The 16,164-nt window shown below is 58.2% G+C and carries 13 protein-coding genes; 7 read left to right on the top strand and 6 right to left on the bottom strand.

Annotation, left to right across the window (positions count from 1 at the left end; all coding sequences use genetic code 11):
* Positions 1-95: 95 nt before the first annotated feature.
* The 4 genes from ACN0TS_RS13975 (at position 96) to ACN0TS_RS13990 (ending at position 5,327) form a co-directional block, all read left to right on the top strand.
* A complete protein-coding gene (locus ACN0TS_RS13975; protein WP_417259980.1) occupies positions 96-1,706 on the top strand; it encodes a cytochrome ubiquinol oxidase subunit I in 1,611 nt (536 codons plus the stop codon).
* Between the two features lie 5 nt (positions 1,707-1,711).
* The gene (gene cydB / locus ACN0TS_RS13980; protein ID WP_417259981.1) at positions 1,712-2,875 is read left to right on the top strand and encodes a cytochrome d ubiquinol oxidase subunit II; all 1,164 of its coding nucleotides are present in this window, start codon (positions 1,712-1,714) and stop codon (positions 2,873-2,875) included.
* Positions 2,876-2,889: 14 nt separating this feature from the next.
* Positions 2,890-3,009 carry a cytochrome bd-I oxidase subunit CydX gene (cydX, locus tag ACN0TS_RS13985; RefSeq protein WP_417259982.1) on the top strand — a complete coding sequence of 40 codons (120 nt, stop codon included), beginning with the start codon at positions 2,890-2,892 and terminating at the stop codon, positions 3,007-3,009.
* A 167-nt stretch (positions 3,010-3,176) separates the two neighbouring features.
* Positions 3,177-5,327 carry an esterase-like activity of phytase family protein gene (locus ACN0TS_RS13990; protein WP_417259983.1) on the top strand — a complete coding sequence of 717 codons (2,151 nt, stop codon included), beginning with the start codon at positions 3,177-3,179 and terminating at the stop codon, positions 5,325-5,327.
* Between the two features lie 71 nt (positions 5,328-5,398).
* Here the strand turns inward: ACN0TS_RS13990 and ACN0TS_RS13995 are convergent, their stop codons facing one another.
* The gene (locus tag ACN0TS_RS13995) at positions 5,399-6,334 is read right to left on the bottom strand and encodes a LysR family transcriptional regulator (RefSeq protein ID WP_417259984.1); all 936 of its coding nucleotides are present in this window, start codon (positions 6,332-6,334) and stop codon (positions 5,399-5,401) included.
* A gap of 95 nt (positions 6,335-6,429) precedes the next feature.
* Between ACN0TS_RS13995 and ACN0TS_RS14000 the strand changes: the two genes are divergently transcribed.
* The gene (locus ACN0TS_RS14000; RefSeq protein ID WP_417259985.1) at positions 6,430-6,807 is read left to right on the top strand and encodes a DUF4260 domain-containing protein; all 378 of its coding nucleotides are present in this window, start codon (positions 6,430-6,432) and stop codon (positions 6,805-6,807) included.
* Positions 6,808-6,864: 57 nt separating this feature from the next.
* Entirely contained in the window at positions 6,865-7,410 is a 546-nt protein-coding gene (locus ACN0TS_RS14005) for a hypothetical protein (RefSeq protein WP_417259986.1), read from the top strand.
* A 31-nt stretch (positions 7,411-7,441) separates the two neighbouring features.
* On the opposite strand, the gene ACN0TS_RS14010 is transcribed toward ACN0TS_RS14005, so the two are convergent.
* The 5 genes from ACN0TS_RS14010 to choX form a co-directional block, all read right to left on the bottom strand.
* A complete protein-coding gene (locus ACN0TS_RS14010) occupies positions 7,442-11,173 on the bottom strand; it encodes an AAA family ATPase (protein ID WP_417259987.1) in 3,732 nt (1,243 codons plus the stop codon).
* A 2-nt stretch (positions 11,174-11,175) separates the two neighbouring features.
* Entirely contained in the window at positions 11,176-12,396 is a 1,221-nt protein-coding gene (locus tag ACN0TS_RS14015) for an exonuclease SbcCD subunit D (protein WP_417259988.1), read from the bottom strand.
* A gap of 129 nt (positions 12,397-12,525) precedes the next feature.
* Positions 12,526-13,545 (bottom strand): choline ABC transporter ATP-binding protein, encoded by a 1,020-nt coding sequence (gene choV, locus ACN0TS_RS14020; protein WP_417259989.1) that lies wholly within the window; start codon positions 13,543-13,545, stop codon positions 12,526-12,528.
* Entirely contained in the window at positions 13,542-14,378 is an 837-nt protein-coding gene (gene choW / locus ACN0TS_RS14025) for a choline ABC transporter permease subunit (protein ID WP_417259990.1), read from the bottom strand. The genes choV and choW overlap by 4 nt, the downstream gene beginning before the upstream one ends.
* 80 nt (positions 14,379-14,458) lie before the next feature.
* Positions 14,459-15,379, bottom strand: a complete 921-nt coding sequence (gene choX / locus ACN0TS_RS14030) for a choline ABC transporter substrate-binding protein (protein WP_417259991.1) — start codon at positions 15,377-15,379, stop codon at positions 14,459-14,461.
* A 107-nt stretch (positions 15,380-15,486) separates the two neighbouring features.
* On the opposite strand from choX, the gene betI reads away from it, so the two are divergent.
* Positions 15,487-16,164, top strand: a complete 678-nt coding sequence (gene betI, locus ACN0TS_RS14035) for a transcriptional regulator BetI (RefSeq protein WP_417259992.1) — start codon at positions 15,487-15,489, stop codon at positions 16,162-16,164.

Genomic DNA, 16,164 nt, shown 5'->3' on the forward strand with positions numbered 1-16,164 from the left:
CCTAGATCAAATCGTGGCCCCTGCTTTCAGGATATATGCAACTGTATGAATTTAATTAGAAGGGATTCACACCTTCTGTAAACGGAGCTGTAGATATGGAATTCGGTATTGTCGAACTGTCGCGCCTGCAATTTGCGACGACAGCCATGTATCACTTCCTCTTTGTGCCGCTAACGTTGGGTCTGTCGATCCTCGTGGCCATCATGGAGACGGTCTATGTCATGACCAACCGCCCGATCTGGCGGCAAATGACCAAGTTTTGGGGCATGTTATTCGGCATCAACTTTGCCCTCGGTGTCGCAACAGGCGTCACGATGGAGTTCCAGTTCGGGATGAACTGGAGCTATTATAGTCACTACGTTGGCGATATTTTCGGCGCCCCATTGGCACTCGAAGGGCTGATGGCCTTCTTCCTTGAGGCAACCTTTGTCGGGCTGTTCTTCTTTGGATGGGACAAGCTCAGCAAAGTCGCTCACTTGGTCGTCGCGTGGCTGGTAGCCATCGGCTCCAACTTCTCCGCACTCTGGATTTTGATCGCCAACGGCTGGATGCAAAACCCCGTTGGGGCCGAATTCAACCCGATGACCATGCGCATGGAGATGACGGACTTCTTTGAGGTGTTGTTCAACGAGGTGGCTCAAGCGAAATTCGTTCATACCGTGTCTGCGGGCTATGTGACCGCCTCGGTCTTCGTTTTGGGCGTGTCGGCATGGTATTTGCTGCGCGGACGTCATATCGAGTTGGCGCGTCGCTCGATCACCGTTGCCGCCGCATTTGGTCTGGCTTCGGCGTTTTCCGTTGTCCTGCTCGGCGATGAATCAGGCTATTCTGCAACCCACAGCCAGAAAATGAAACTCGCCGCAATCGAGGCGATGTGGGAAACACATGATGCGCCTGCACCGTTCAACTTGATCGGTTTTCCCGACCAGGAAGCGCGTGAAACCCATTACGCCATTGAAATTCCTTGGGTGATGGGGCTCATCGGCACGCGGTCGTTGACCACCGATATTCCGGGGATCAATGAGCTCGTCGCCACGGCAGAAGATCGTATCCGTTCGGGCCAGATCGCCTATGAGGCGCTGCTTGAGGTGCGCGAAAAACGTGAGGCCGTCGACCCCGCCATGACTGCGCAGTTCGAGGCGCATTCGGCGGATCTGGGCTTTGCCTATCTGCTGAAAAAATACGTCGATAACCCGCTTGATGCCACTGAGGAGCAGATCAAAGCCGCCGCGAATGATACCGTGCCGACCGTCTGGCCGTTGTTTTGGGCGTTCCGCTTTATGGTTGCGCTTGGCTTCGGGTTTATCGCGACGATGGGGTATTTCTTCTACCGCGCGTCCTTCAAAGGCATGAACTTCCCCCGTCCTGCTCTGCATTTGGCGGTCTGGATGATCCCTGCGCCGTGGATTGCAGCCGAACTGGGCTGGTTCGTTGCCGAATTTGGTCGCCAACCTTGGACGGTAGATGGCGTTCTGCCTACGGCAATGTCGGTGTCGGCGTTGTCGATGACTGAGGTCGCCATGACACTCGCGGGTTTCGTCATCTTCTACACCATCCTGTTCATCGTCGAGATGGGCTTGATGCTCAAATACATCCGTAAAGGCCCGTATCAGGATGTCGACGAAACCGATGCGTGGAACAAGCGTCACCAAGACCGATTGGCCGGACGGCGCAATGCCGACGCCATCGCAACACCTGCGGAGTAAAGCACATGATTTTGCATGAACTTATGAGTTATGAACTGCTGCGCGTGATCTGGTGGGGTCTGCTCGGCGTCCTGTTGATCGGCTTCGCGCTGACCGACGGGTTTGACATGGGCGTCGGGGCCTTGCTTCCCTTCGTCGGTAAAACCGATAGCGAACGCCGCGTGGCGATCAACACGGTCGGCCCCGTTTGGGAAGGCAACCAAGTCTGGTTTATCCTTGGCGGCGGGGCGATCTTTGCCGCCTGGCCGCCGCTGTATGCGGTGAGCTTCTCGGGGTTCTACCTCGCGATGTTTGTCATCCTGGCCGCCTTCATTGTGCGCCCTGTGGCCTTCAAATACCGCTCCAAGCGTGACGATGCGCGTTGGCGGGCCGCGTGGGACTGGTCGCTGTGCATCAGCGGTGCTGTGCCTGCGCTGCTCTTTGGTGTGGCCGTTGGCAACGTGATCCAAGGGGTGCCCTTCCACTTCACCGACGACCTACACACCATCTATGAGGGGGCGTGGTATATGAAGTTCATCGGCTTGCTTGATCCCTTCTCGATCCTTGCGGGTGTCGTGTCCTTGTCGATGTTGTTGATGCATGGCGCGGCGTGGCTGACGCTGAAGGCCGAAGGTGCGGTGCAATTGCGTGCGCGCGCTATTGGATCGGTCGCCGCACTGGTGGCTATGGGCGCTTATGCCTTGGCCGGTGTCTGGCTCGCTGTCGGGATCGAAGGTTACCGCATCGTGGGCGACTACGTCACGAACGGCCCCTCCAATCCGCTGCACTTTGACGTTGAACGCAGCGCCAGTTGGTTGTCGGCCTATGGTGAGCGCCCATGGATCACGATTGCGCCAATCATGGCCTTCCTCGGGGGTATCCTGACCTTCTTCGGCCTGCGGGCGGGTCGCGAAGTCTCGACATTGCTGTTTTCCAAAATGGCGATCTTCGGCGTTATCTCCTCGGTCGGGCTGACAATGTTCCCGTTCATCATGCCCTCGTCGAGTGATCCGCAATCGTCTCTGACGGTCTGGAATAGCTCCTCGTCGCATCTGACATTGTTCGTGATGTTGGTGGCCACCGTGATCTTTATGCCGCTGATCCTGATGTACACCGCTTGGGTCTACAAAGTGCTTTGGGGCAAGGTCACCGAGGCCGACGTCTCTGAAAACTCCCACTCTGTTTATTAAAGAAAGGACATCTAATGTGGTATTTCGCATGGATACTTGGTCTGCCGTTGGCCGCCATTTTCGCCGTGATGAACGCGATGTGGCTTGAGCTGAAAGAAGACGAACGCACCATCGCTCAAAATCAGGACAAATGACCTGACCCTCAGGCGCGGCGGACATTAAATCCGCCGCGCCTTTTTCGTTGTCTGGGCACGCGTGTCGATTAACGCACCGTGTCACAAAGCCATAATAGAACTGTCACAAAACCATCACTGCTCAAGGCATAGGGTCCGCGAAAGTACAACACTGAGGGACTCAAATAATGTCGGTAAAGCTACTTAGCATGACATCCGTGATCGCAATTGCGGCCACATCAGCCACCGCGGAGATGAATTTCAACAGGAGCAGCAGCTTTGCGACCTTCGCAAATAACGTCGATCCGAGCGCTGAATCCTCTTCGGAAATCATCAGCGCCTCCGCCGATGGTATGACGTTGGCATATTCCGACAGCCCTTTGGGCGTGGTCGGCTTTATTGACATCACAGACCCCACGGCTCCTGCCGCCAAAGGAAATATCAACGTGGGCGGCGAACCGACTGCGGTTTCGATTTGGGGTGACGTTGCTATGGTGGGTGTGAACACCTCCGAGAGCTATACCGCACCATCGGGCATGTTGAAGGCCTATGACATCAAGAGCATGTCAGAGGTCGCCTCATGCGATCTGGGTGGTCAGCCCGATAGCACCGCCATCGCGCCCGATGGTAGCTTCATCACCATCGCGATTGAGAACGAGCGTGACGAGGATGCAGGCGACGGGCGCACAGGGCAGTTGCCCGCGGGCTATGTCGTGACATTGGAGATTGCGGACGGTCTGCCGGTATGTGACAGCATGGTTAAAGTCGACGTCACAGGCTTGGCGGACATCTCTCCCGAAGATCCCGAACCAGAATTCGTTGATGTGAATGCGGCGGGCGAAATCGTTGTGACCTTGCAGGAAAACAACCACATCGTTGTGCTGAATAAAGACGGCGATATCCTCAATCACTTCTCTGCGGGAGCCGTCGATCTGGACGGGATTGATGCCACAGACGAGCGTGCTGCGTTGGTTTTCAACGAGTCCCAAATGGGTCGCCTGCGCGAACCTGACGGGGTGCAATGGATCGACGGGGACCACTTCGCAATTGCCAACGAAGGCGATATGGATGGTGGCGCCCGTGGGTGGACCATTTTCAATAAGGACGGCAGCGAAGTGTTCGAGGCAGGCAACAGCTTTGAATATGCGATCATCCAGTCGGGTCACTATCCCGACAAACGCTCCGACGCCAAAGGCGCAGAGCCCGAAGGCATGGAGTTTGCGACCTTCAATGGCACGCCATATGTGTTCATTCTGGCCGAGCGCGCGTCAATGGTCGGCGTCTATGATGTGACCGATCCGAGCGCGCCCGTTCTCAAACAGATGCTGCCCTCCGGTATTGCTCCCGAAGGTGCTATCGCGATCCCGTCACGCGGCTTGTTCGTCACCGCGAACGAGGCAGATCTGGTCGAAGATGGCGGCGTGCGCAGCCATGTGATGATCTACGAATACCAAGATGCACCTGCCAGCTATCCACAACTGACATCGGCTGGTGCAGACCAGTTGATCGGATGGGGCGCAATCTCAGGCATGGTCGCGGGTGATGACGGCATGGTCTACGCGGTCAACGACAGCTTTTATGGCTATCAGCCTACGATCTTTGCCATCGACACGAACGTTCAGCCCGCACAGATTACGTCCGCTTTGCCCGTCACACGTGGTGGTCATGCGGCGCAAAAACTGGACATGGAAGGTATCACACGGGACGGCGAAGGCGGTTTCTGGGTGGCATCCGAAGGGCGCACTGACCGTATGGTGCCGCACGGGTTGTACCATGTGAACAGCATGGGCGAGATCACCGAGGAAGTCGCGCTGCCCGCAGAGTTGCTTGCGGTCGAGAAGCGCTTCGGCTTTGAGGGTGTCACCCTGATCGGTAATACGCTGTGGATGGCGGTTCAGCGCGAATGGGGCGACGATCCTGAAAATCACGTCAAACTGGTTGCCTATAGCCTTGAGAGCAAAGAATGGGGCGCAGTGCTTTACCCCAAGGCGTCGCCAGATACGGGATGGGTTGGTCTGTCCGAAATCGTAGCGCATGACGGGTTTGTCTATGTGGTCGAGCGTGACAACCAGATTGGCGAAGCAGCCAAGATCAAGATGGTCTATCGTATTCCTGCCGATCAAATGGTGCCTGCGGCTCTTGGCTCTGAATTGCCTGTTGTCACCAAAGAGGCTGTGCGCGATTTGATCCCCGACCTGAAATCGAACAACGGTTATGTTGTTGATAAGGTCGAAGGATTGGCCATCTTTGACGATGGCACCGCTTGGGTCAGCACAGACAACGACGGTGTTGATGATAGCTCTGGCGAGACCTTCTTCTGGTCTATCGGTCAACTCTAAGACCTGCGAAAGAGTTGGAAAGATGCGCGGCGATTGCTGCGCATCTTTTGCGTTTTGTGGTCAGTATTGGATTAGATTTGGTGGATCGCGGCTTTGTCGGTATCGCTCGGCATCTGTCCCGTGCGCAGCAGGGTTGGAAGAATTGCCGACAGGTGGCCCGCCACCAGACGCACCATCGGCAATCTGCGCAGGTCGTCATGCAGCACAAGCCATGCTTCAAGGGTCCAGTGGACGTCTTCGGGCAGAACCGCCTCAAGGCTTTGATCCCGTGCCGCGATCCCTGCCTGCAACGGACCGATGCCAAGCCCCGCCCGTATACTGGCGATCTGGGCCGCCTCGCTGTCAGTGCGCAAACGAAGGTGCTGCCGTCCGAGTGCTTCCCCAAAAATGCCAAAGCCTGCAAGGGCGGCTTGATCTGTGTCGGGCCCGATCAATACTCGTGTTCTCAAGTCCGCAATGCATTCCGGCCGCCCAACGCGGTCAAGATAGCTGCGCAGTGCGAACAGGCCGAGCGGCACAGGCCCCAACTTGCGGGCGACGAGGCTGCCCTGAGAGGGACGCACCATGCGGATCGCCAGATCGGCCTCGCGCCGCAAAATGTCGGCGCTGGTGTTGGACAGGGCCAGTTCCACAACCAAACCGGGGTGAGAGGCAAGCAGCGGTGAGAGCGCAAGCGGCAGAACCTCGGACCCGACCACATGGCTCGCCGCGATCCGCACCGTGCCCACGCCCGCCTCAGGGGCGCTTGAGGCCCGTCGCGTGAGGCTTTCGGCGGTCAGTTGCATCGCCTGTGCTTCGGGCACCAGAGCGGCGGCGGTCTGCGTGACCGCCAGTCCCTGTGCCGTGCGCAGGAACAAGGTCTGACCCACAGCGGCTTCAAGCATGTCGATATGTCGCCCGATGGTGGGTTGGGTCAGGCCAAGCCGACGCGCTGCCGCCGATAGGCTGCCCGTGTCTGCCACTGCGAGAAAACTGCGCCAGAGCGCCCAATCAATTCCCTTGCTCATAAATTTACGTATATCATTTATTGAAATATAGACAATTACGTTTACCGAGAAGAGCGTGCAAAACAGGGCATCGTCAAATTTCAAGGAGCCCTGACATGCCCCAGACCATTGACCGCCCTGTTGTCGTTCTCCTGCGCCTGGAAGGGGTCGCAGCGTGCGCCGTGGGTCTCGCAGGTTATCTCGCGCTGTCCGACAGTTGGCTGATGTTCGCCCTTTTTGCGCTTGCGCCCGATCTCGCCATGCTTGGCTATGTCCTCGGTCCAAAGGTCGGTGCGCGCCTTTACAATGTGGCCCATACCTATGTCGTTCCCGTTAGTTTGGCCGCATTGGGCATTTGGGCAGTCCCTGAAATTCTCCCCATTGCCTGCGTTTGGCTCGTCCATATCGGTGTCGACCGTGCGTTGGGCTATGGGCTGAAGTCCGAGACCGCCTTTGGCCTCACGCATCTTGGGCCTGTCGGGCGCAGGGCGTGATGAGGCAGCATTGCTGCCGCCCGAACGTAACATCCGAAAGATAGGAAAGGATAGATCATGACACGTATCGCACAGGGCCTCGTGCCCACGACCTATGCAAGTTTTGGCCTGATCGCCGCCTTGCTCACCTTACCTGCTCAAAGCCTTATCGCAGAAGAGGCGGCAGAGGACGAAGACGCGCCATTAGCGGTCATTTCAATCCCCACACCACGCGAGGTGTCTTTGCTTAAATTGAACGATGTGGATGGGAAGGACACGGTGTTGATCAACCTTGATGGCGACTGTTACCGATTGCCTGTGCGCGTTGTCGCGGATGATTTCGATGGCAAGCATATCTCTATCAAACAGTCAGGCCCGATCGAAGTGCATATCACCGATTCAAAGACGGTGCGCGGATTGCATGAGGGCGACGATATGCCCAGCAATGGTGATGATCCCGCAGGCCATGACGCAGAAGCGGGCATTCACATCGAGGTTGATCCTTCGCTCGGCGCGGGGTTTGCGATCAGTCCGGGGTTGAGTGTCTTGGCGGATATCTTCGGTTCGCGATCCCGTCAAATTGCCTGTGCAGAAGAGATGGAGGAAGCTTCGGATCGTCAGTAATCAAGACCAAGGTGACGGGCGTGCCGAGCCCTTAGCGCAGGGCGAGCGTCACCTCACTGGCTCCACCGCCTGTTTTGGTGACTTGCAGTTGCACGGGAATGCGATCTTTCATAGCTTGCACATGGCTGATGACGCCTATGGTGCGTCCTTGTGCCTGAAGCCGTTCGAGCGCGTCTATGGCAAGGTCCAAACTGTCGGCGTCCAGAGAGCCAAACCCCTCGTCTATAAACAGCGTACCAGCCATCATGCCGCGGTTGCCCATCCCCGAGAGGGCCAAGGCCAAGGCCAATGAAACAAGAAAACGCTCGCCGCCCGACAGCAGCCGCGTGGGGCGTGCATCGCCCGCCATGTCACGGTCGATGATATGTAGCGCAAGGTCACTAGAGGCGACGCGCAATTGATAGCGGGGCTTGAGATCGTCAAGGTGCAGGTTCGCCCGCTCCACAAGCAACGCTAGGGTGACGGCCTGCGCGATCTGGGCGAACTTGTCTCCTTTGGCCGCACCCACCGCGTCATTGACTGCGGCCCATGTCTCCGCGGTTTTGCGGGCGGCGTCGATTTCGGCCTCCAAGCCTGACAATGTCTTTGCGGCCTGCGCATCCGCCTCTAACTGTTGGGAGAGGCGACCCAGCGTTTCGCCGCGCTCGCCCACCTTGGCCTCGATCTCGGCTTTGGTGGTTGTGAGGGTGTCTTTGCTCTGCGCGGGCACGCCCTTGGCAATCAGGGCTTCGTATTCCGTGGCCCGCTCCTTTTGAGCGCCCTCGGCTGCGGTATATTCCGCCTGTGCGGCTTTTATGGCGGCGCGGATGCTTTGCACCTTTTGAGCCTCGGCCCCATGAAGTTCTAGCACACGATCAAGGTGCAGCTTGGCTGCGGTACAGGCCTCAGACAGTGCGGTTTTGGCATCTTGCGCCTTTTGGGTGGCGCTGGCCTTTGCTGCCTGTGCTGCCTTGAGCGCACTGGTCAGTGCGGCGAGGGTGGCGGTTTTCTCGCTTGCGTTTGCCTGTGCTGCATCGACCTCATTATGTGCGGCCGTGCGCCAGTTGTTGTGCCGTGTGCGGTGCGTATTGGTATCTTCTCCGCCGAGTAACTTCTGGCGTTGGTCGCGCAACTCATGCAGTGCGTCTGCGCGCTCTTTTTCGACCGTTTCGGCCTGCGCACGGGAGCGTGTTGCACTCTTTAATGCCGCCTCGGATGTGGCCCGTGCTGCGTCGATTTCGGCGCGTTTCGCATTGGCCTCATCAATCTTCTGTTGCGTCGATCTGAGGGTAAATACAGTCTCGCGCAAGGCCTCAAGGCGCGGGGCGGCTTGCGCATCAAACATCTCGGCTCGCAACTCAGTGGGGGCCAAAACGGGGGCAAGGCGTAGATCAATGGCGGCGACGGTGTCGCGTGCCGTTTGTGCTTTTTGTTCAAGCGCAGAGATCGTTTTTTGTGTTGTCTCAATCGCGCTGTCGATGGTGCGGATGTGCTCTTCCCATGTCGCGATCTGCGCGGTCCGCTGTTCAATCGTTTCAGCGGCGTTTTGGTAATCTCGGTTGAGCGTTTCAAGCCGTTCTTGGTCGGCCTCCAGTTGGCGGCGCAGCGTTGAGAGCTGTTCGCCAATCGCATCAAATTGAGTGTCGTCCACGCGCGGATCGTCAGAAATGACTTTGGTGAAATTGTTTTTAATCAAATCATTACGGGGTGATGTGAATGTTGTTTCTAACTCGACTATTTGAGCGGTGAGAGCGGAGGCTTTGGCCGTTTCTGCGTCGATAATATCCGCTTCAACGGCGATTTTATTTGTGGCTTTGGCGACGTCGTTCCGAGCCTGATCGAAGGCGGTTTGTGCGGTTTCAAGCTGATCGCGCAGCTCTTTGGCCAAATGTGCCAGAGCCGCATTTTTCATGACAGGGTGGGCGGTGGATTGGCACACGGGACAGGGTTCGCCCTCAACAAGATGTTGGCGCAGATGGGCGGCTTCCTGCGACACGGCCGCCTCTGCCGATTGGACAGGAGAGCGCAGGGCGGCGATCCGATGCTCGGCCTGTTTTTGGCGTTCGCGGGCGCGTTCGGCAGTTTGTTTTAGATTGGACAGGCGCGCCTCGGCCGCCTCACGCTTTTTTTGAGATGTGGCCAAGGCGGTATCGGCCTCGCGCATATCCCGCGCGATCTGGCGTAAAGCCCGCAAACCGATGAGCGCCTGACCAAGGCGGTTGAGCTGCGCTGACGGGTCGGAGGCATTCAATTGATCCCGCTCGCCCTTTATCGCGTCTTGAACTGTGCGCGCCGCTTTGATCGCGTCGGTTGCCGCGTCGATCTCGGCGCGGCGCTTGGCGCGCGTTTCGGTGTCTGATGCGATGGTGGCCGTGAGGCGCGTCGCCTCGGTAGCGGAGTCGGTTGCCAGAACCAGCTGTGCGATGCGCCTCTCTAGGCGGTCTTCAATCATCGTCCAGTCGGACAGGAGCGTGTCGTGGCCAAGCGTGGCATCTCTTTGCCGCGTCAGATCGTCGATGGTCTGGGTGAGAGTGGCGACCTGCGCTACCAAACCGTCGCGCTCTTTGAGGCAAACCTCTTTCTGCGCTTTGCTTTGGTCCAGAGAGGTGAGGGCGCGTTTGTGTTCGTCTGCGGCCGTCATGATCTGACTGTCGAGACGGGCGGCGCGGTCCCAATCGGGACCAAAGGTCTTGAACGCTGCCTCGGCTTTGTCGCGATCCTCTTTGGCGCGGTTTAGACGATTTTGAGCGTCTGTCGCGGACTCTTGGTGGGCAGTGCGTTCTGTTGTGAGTCTGCGGCTTTCAACCTCGGCCTCTTCCACGGCACTGTTGGCTTCCGTCAGGGCGCGCACTTCGCTGCGCAACTCTTGGGCTCCCTCCCATTCTGTCAGCCAGTTTTGATCCTCCGCCAAAGCGTCGAGATTTTCTTTGGCCTGTGTCACGCGCAGTGTGGCGGCGGTCAGGTGGTGTTTGGCGGTTTCGATGGTTTTGTAGCGGTCCAGATCGGCCTGCATGGCGGCCAATTCCGTGGCGGCCTTGGTCTGCGCGGCGCGTAGATCAGTGATGGAGCTGGTTAGGGTTTCACGAGCCTCGGGCGTGAGCAGTTGATGCTCGCCGCGCCGTGTTTCAAGCGTTTTTAGTGCGGAGTTCACCTCGCGATGGCGCTCGAATATCCGCCGTGAAATGTCGCGGTAAATGCCTGTTCCCGTGACCTTTTCGAGGATTGCGGCGCGTTCGTCGGTTTTCGCACCGAGAAAGGCGTCAAAGTCGCCCTGCGCCAAAAGAACCGTGCGGCGAAACTCGTCGTAGGTCAGGCCGGTTAGCTCCACGATCTTGTCATTCACGCGCGATGATTGCGTCTCGATGACTTGATTGTCGGCAACGCGTAACAGGCTGCGATCGACGGATTGCAATCGTCCGTCGATCTTTTCACGGGCGCGGCGCGCCTGCCACGCGGCCGTGTAGATCGCGCCATCATTGGCCTGAAATGTCACCTCGGCGTAGCCCATAGCCGCGCCTCGCCGCAATGCCATGCGCGGGTCATTTGAGCGGAGCGCGTGCCCATCGATATCGGCAACCGTTTCGCGGGTGCCATCGCCGGACAGGCGGGGACAGTTGGCGTATAGCGCAAGGCACATGGCGTCGAGAAGGCTCGATTTGCCCGCTCCCGTTTCGCCCGTGATGGCAAATAATCCCGCTGATCGCAGCGGGTCTCGGTCGAGGCGGATCTCGAACGGTTTGGCCAGGCTGGCGATGTTTTGGCCGCGAATGGTGAGGATTTGCACGGTTAAATCCCTCCCGCCACATCGCGAAAGGCCGCAAGATGCCGCTCTTCGGGAGCAAACCCGTTTTGCGCCTCAAAGGCCTTGCAAAACAGGGTTTCGGGATCGGTCTCTTTTAGGGAGACGGTGGGCGCAGGCGTGTGTGTCTCGCCGTCTTGGACAGGGCGGTGAATGCGGATGCCTGCGGGGCGCACGGGTGCTGCGCGAAGGAGGTCTTCGGCCTTGCCCATCACGACAGAGGCCGCGTCCTCGGCCTCCAGTTCGACATAGACGAGGGGGCGCAAGTCGACCGGCGCGGTGTTGTCGAGCTCTGCAAGGGCAGCGGCCAACCCGTCTAGTGTGGTGGTGCCCGCTTTGGGCAGGCGCAGCACAGGGGCGGGCCATGGAATGTCGCGGTGTGTGGTGGTGATTTCACGTCCGTTGATGTCGAGGATTGTCACCCCGTGGTTGTAGCGAATTTCAGAAGCGGAGAGTGGAAAACAGCTGCCACTATAGCGCACCCGCCCACCGTCCAGATATTGCGGGCCATGCAGGTGGCCAAGCGCGACGTAGTCGATCCGCGGCGGGAAAATGTCGGGCGGCACCGCATGGGCACCGCCGATCAAAATGCGCCGCTCGGCCCCTTCGCTTTCCATCCCGCCGATACAATGCAAATGACTGGTTGCGATGAGAGGCAGGTCACCAATCCTCGCTTCGGCCGCTTTAGTGAGGTCGGCGTAGAAGACACGGGCGGCCTCAACCACGGAGAGGCCATTCTCGCTGTCCGAAAACGTAAGCCCCGTCAGGTCAGCGGCACGTAGAAACGGCACAGCGAGGACATAGGCGGCGGGAGTGCCGTCAGGGGCGAGGACGGCAATGAGGTGGCTGTCTATGTCAATCTTGCCATCTGTGCGTTGCACGGTGCCGACCGCATGGATGTCGAAGCCTTTGATCAGGTCGGCAGGGGCTTCCAACCGCAGCGCGGGGTCATGGTTTCCACCTGACATGATGATTGTCAGGTTGGGACGGCGACGTTTGAAATCGGCCAAGGCGGTATAGAGCATCCGTTGGCTTTCACCCGAGGGGTTTGTGTTGTCGAACACGTCTCCCGCAATGAGCAAAAGGTCGATCTCTTCGGCCTCCAACAGGGTGCCGATGGCCGCCAGAAAGGCGGCATGTTCCGCCTCGCGCGACCACCCGTTAAGCGTTTGGCCAATGTGCCAGTCGGCTGTGTGTAATGCCCGCATATCTCAAATTGTCCATCGTGACTAAAGCTCAACTGTCTACCGATCCGCGCAGGTATTCAAGAGCGCGTCACGTCATTTCGTGGCCCAATTTGTGCGTGATTGTTCAGTGCCATGCGGGCGCTCTTCGCCCTATTGCGCGACCAGTTTTTGCAGCAACGAGTCCGATGTCACCACACCAATCGGCGCACCGTTACGGGTTACGATGATCGGAGCGGTGTTGGTGGTCAGCTGTGTGGCGAACTCCAGAACGGGGGTGTTTTCATCTACTTCGATCTCACCCGCAAGCGCTGATGTCGTCATCACATCGCCCGCCCGCAAAAACGTTAGCGGGTTGGAGTGGGCGACAAACTCAGCGACATAGGCGTCGACGGGATTGTTGGCGATGCCATTGGGGGTGTCGCATTGCACGATGCGCCCGCCGTCCATAATCGCGATGCGGTTGCCGAGTTTGAACGCTTCGTCGAGGTCGTGACTGACAAAGATAATCGTGCGTTTGAGGCGCTCTTGCAGCTCCAGAAGCTCGTCTTGCAACTTGGTGCGGATGAGCGGGTCAAGGGCCGAAAACGGTTCGTCCATCAACAGGATCGGCGCTTCGGTGGCAAAGGCGCGGGCAAGGCCGACACGCTGTTGCATTCCGCCCGATAACTCGCTGACCTTATTGTCGGCCCATTCAGAAAGCCCAACGAGATCAAGCTGTTCCAACACGACCTTGCGGCGCTGTGCTTTGCCCATGCCGCCAAGCTCAAGGCCAAGACCGACGTTTTCGGCCACGCTGCGCCACGGCAAAAGACCGAACTGTTGAAACACCATTGCCACGCGTTCGCGGCGGATACGGCGCAGGTCGGTGGGGGAGGCCTCGGTGACGTTGACGAGCGTGTCGCCCTCGCGCACATGCACCGCACCGCGCACCACAGGCGTGAGGCCGTTCACGGCTCGCAGCAGCGTTGATTTCCCCGATCCCGACAGGCCCATCAACACGAGGATTTCCCCCTCGTTCACGTCGAGCGAACAATCGTGGACACCCAAGACCTGACCGCATTTTTCCTGCACTTCGGTGCGATCCAATCCTTCGTCCATAAGGGGTAGGGCGGTGGTTGGCGCATCGCCAAACACGATGGAGACATTTTCGATTTTGACGGCGGTGCTCATGTGTCTTTCCCCCAGTTCAACATGCGATCAAGCACGATGGCGACCACAACGATCACCATGCCGCTTTCAAACCCGAGCGCGGTGTTGACTTGGTTCAGGGCGCGCACAACTGGCACGCCAAGGCCGTCCGCGCCGACAAGGGCGGCGATCACGACCATCGACAGGGCGAGCATGATCGTCTGGTTGAGGCCCGCCATGATCTGCGGCAGGGCGTAGGGCAATTCGGCTTTGATCAACACATCGCGGTTGGTGCCGCCAAAGGCGCGAACGGCTTCAGTCAACCGCTCGGGCGTAGAGGCGACGCCAAGCTGTGTGAGGCGGATGGGGGCGGGCAGGACGAAAATCACCGTGGCAATCAATCCGGGCACCATGCCGATCCCGAAAAAGACAATCGCAGGGATCAGATAAACAAAGGTCGGCAGCGTCTGCATCAGGTCAAGAACTGGGCGCATCACCGCATAAAGACGCGGGCGGTGGGCCGCCGCGATGCCGATGGGAACGCCCACGGACATACAGACGACACAGGCCGAAATAACGAGGGTGAGACTTTCGGTGGTCTCTTCCCAGTAGTCTTGGTTGAGGATGAATAAAAAGCCCAAGCTCACCAAAGCGCAGGTTTTCCAACTGCGCTGCACCACCCACGTCAGGGCGACAAAGGCGGCAATGATGAAGAGCGGGTGAGGGGTCTGGAGAACCCATAGAAAGGCGTTGATCATCGCCTCCAACACGACGGACAACAGGTCAAGGCCTCCCTCTGCATGATCGCGAATCCATTCGAATATGGTGCTCGCAACCGCGCCAACGGGGATCTTATGAGACGTCAGCCAGTCCACTGGGGGCTCCTTCTTGAGCGCAATTTTAAAAAGTGAGGGCCCCGCGAGTCTCGCAGGGCCCGATATCTTAATAGCCGAATTTAGAGGCCGAGTGCAGTTTTAACCGCGGGCAAGGCGTCGCCGCCATCCATCGTGGTCACGCCGTCGAGCCATGCGTCCAGAACGGTCGGGTTCGCTGCGAGCCATGCTTTGGCCGCGTCCGTTGCCTCTACACCGTCATCAAGGATCGCGCCCATGATTTCGTTCTCCATTTCAAGGGAGAATTCGAGGTTTTTGAGCAAAGCACCAACATTGGGGCATTCGGTGACATAGCCTGCACGGGTGTTGGTGTGAACGGTCGCACCGCCATAGTCGGGGCCAAACCATTCATCGCCACCAGCCAAGTAGGTGATGTCGAAATTGGCGTTCATGGGATGTGGTGCCCAGCCGAGGAAAACGATTGGCTCGTCCTTTTTCGACAGGCGGGCCACTTGGGACAGCATGCCTTGCTCGGAGCTTTCTTTGATGTCGAAGTCTTTGAGGTCAAAGGCATTTGCTTCGATCATGTCAAGGATCAGGCGGTTGCCGTCATTGCCTGGTTCGATGCCGTAGATCGTCTCGTCTAGCGCATCGGCGTGGGCGGCGATGGAGGCGAAATCGGTGATGCCAAGTGCGGCCCCTGCGGCGTTGGTGGCAAGGGTGTATTTCGCGCCTTCAAGGTTTGCGCGAACCGAGTCTACTGTGCCATCCTCATGGTAGGGCGCAATATCCGCTTCCATCGTTGGCATCCAGTTGCCCAAGAAGACATCAACATCACCTTCAGCAAGGGAAACGTAGGTCACAGGCACGGACAAAACGCGGGTTTCGGTCTCGTAGCCCAAGGCTTCGATCACTGTTGTGGTGACGGCTGTGGTGGCGGTGATGTCGGTCCAGCCTACGTCGGAAAATGTGACGGTGGAACAATCAGCCATTGCCGAAGCGGCGCATAGCGCGAGAGCGGATGTCGTAAGAACAAGTTTCATAGGGTCCCCTTTTGAGGTGAGCGTGATGAAGGCAAAATGTTATTGATTGACGAGTCAATTAATAATGCCATATTTGAGAAAAGCAACAGCCAAACGCGAGAGCGCAGATGTCACGCAAATCAGAAAAAGAACGCCGTGCCGAGCTTATCGCGGCCACGATCCGTGAAATCGGCACGACTGGCACGCTTAATGTGACGACGAGTCAAATCGCCAAAAGTGCAGGCGTTTCTCCGGGATTGGCGTTTCATTACTTTCACGACAAAGAGGGGCTATTGCTCGCCGCGATGCGCTCGATCCTGAGCGAATATAGCGCCGATGTGCGTCAGGCCCTCAAAGGTGCGAAAACGTCAGATCAACGTCTTGAGGCTATCGCACTGGCCAGTTTTGGCATGACGAGCTTTCGCCGCGAAGCCATTTCGGCGTGGGTCAATTTCTACGCCCTGTCGCTGCGTTCCGAGCCTGCGCGGCGGTTGCTTTATGTCTATCAGCGCCGCCTGCATTCCAACCTTGTCTATGCGTTGCGGCCAAAGGTGGGAGAGCTTGCCCCCGATGTGGCCCGCCGTATCGCGGGTCTGATCGACGGGCTGTATCTTCGCTATGCCCTCGACACGCCCACAATCCGCGGGAGTGAAGCCCCGCCCATTGATCTCGACGGCTCGGAAGGCTCGCAACATGTGCTGCGGGCGATCGCCGCCGAATGCACCGAAGTTCACGAAAATGACGACCTTTCAACCGAAAGCGTCGACCCTGACCCCATGGCTCCCCTCGCGGGACCGCAGGAGTAA

The sequence above is a fragment of the Celeribacter sp. genome, assembly GCF_048266405.1.
Classification (GTDB): Bacteria; Pseudomonadota; Alphaproteobacteria; order Rhodobacterales; family Rhodobacteraceae; genus Celeribacter.

Bases quoted from the DNA above. Each gene is read 5' to 3' on its own strand.
- ACN0TS_RS13975 (WP_417259980.1), top strand. From the start codon at position 96: ATGGAATTCGGTATTGTCGAACTGTCGCGCCTGCAATTTGCGACGACA.
- choV (WP_417259989.1), bottom strand. From the start codon at position 13,545: ATGAGCACCGCCGTCAAAATCGAAAATGTCTCCATCGTGTTTGGCGAT.
- ACN0TS_RS14005 (WP_417259986.1), top strand. From the start codon at position 6,865: ATGACACGTATCGCACAGGGCCTCGTGCCCACGACCTATGCAAGTTTT.
- ACN0TS_RS13990 (WP_417259983.1), top strand. From the start codon at position 3,177: ATGTCGGTAAAGCTACTTAGCATGACATCCGTGATCGCAATTGCGGCC.
- ACN0TS_RS14000 (WP_417259985.1), top strand. From the start codon at position 6,430: ATGCCCCAGACCATTGACCGCCCTGTTGTCGTTCTCCTGCGCCTGGAA.
- cydX (WP_417259982.1), top strand. From the start codon at position 2,890: ATGTGGTATTTCGCATGGATACTTGGTCTGCCGTTGGCCGCCATTTTC.
- ACN0TS_RS14015 (WP_417259988.1), bottom strand. From the start codon at position 12,396: ATGCGGGCATTACACACAGCCGACTGGCACATTGGCCAAACGCTTAAC.
- betI (WP_417259992.1), top strand. From the start codon at position 15,487: ATGTCACGCAAATCAGAAAAAGAACGCCGTGCCGAGCTTATCGCGGCC.
- ACN0TS_RS13995 (WP_417259984.1), bottom strand. From the start codon at position 6,334: ATGAGCAAGGGAATTGATTGGGCGCTCTGGCGCAGTTTTCTCGCAGTG.
- cydB (WP_417259981.1), top strand. From the start codon at position 1,712: ATGATTTTGCATGAACTTATGAGTTATGAACTGCTGCGCGTGATCTGG.
- choX (WP_417259991.1), bottom strand. From the start codon at position 15,379: ATGAAACTTGTTCTTACGACATCCGCTCTCGCGCTATGCGCCGCTTCG.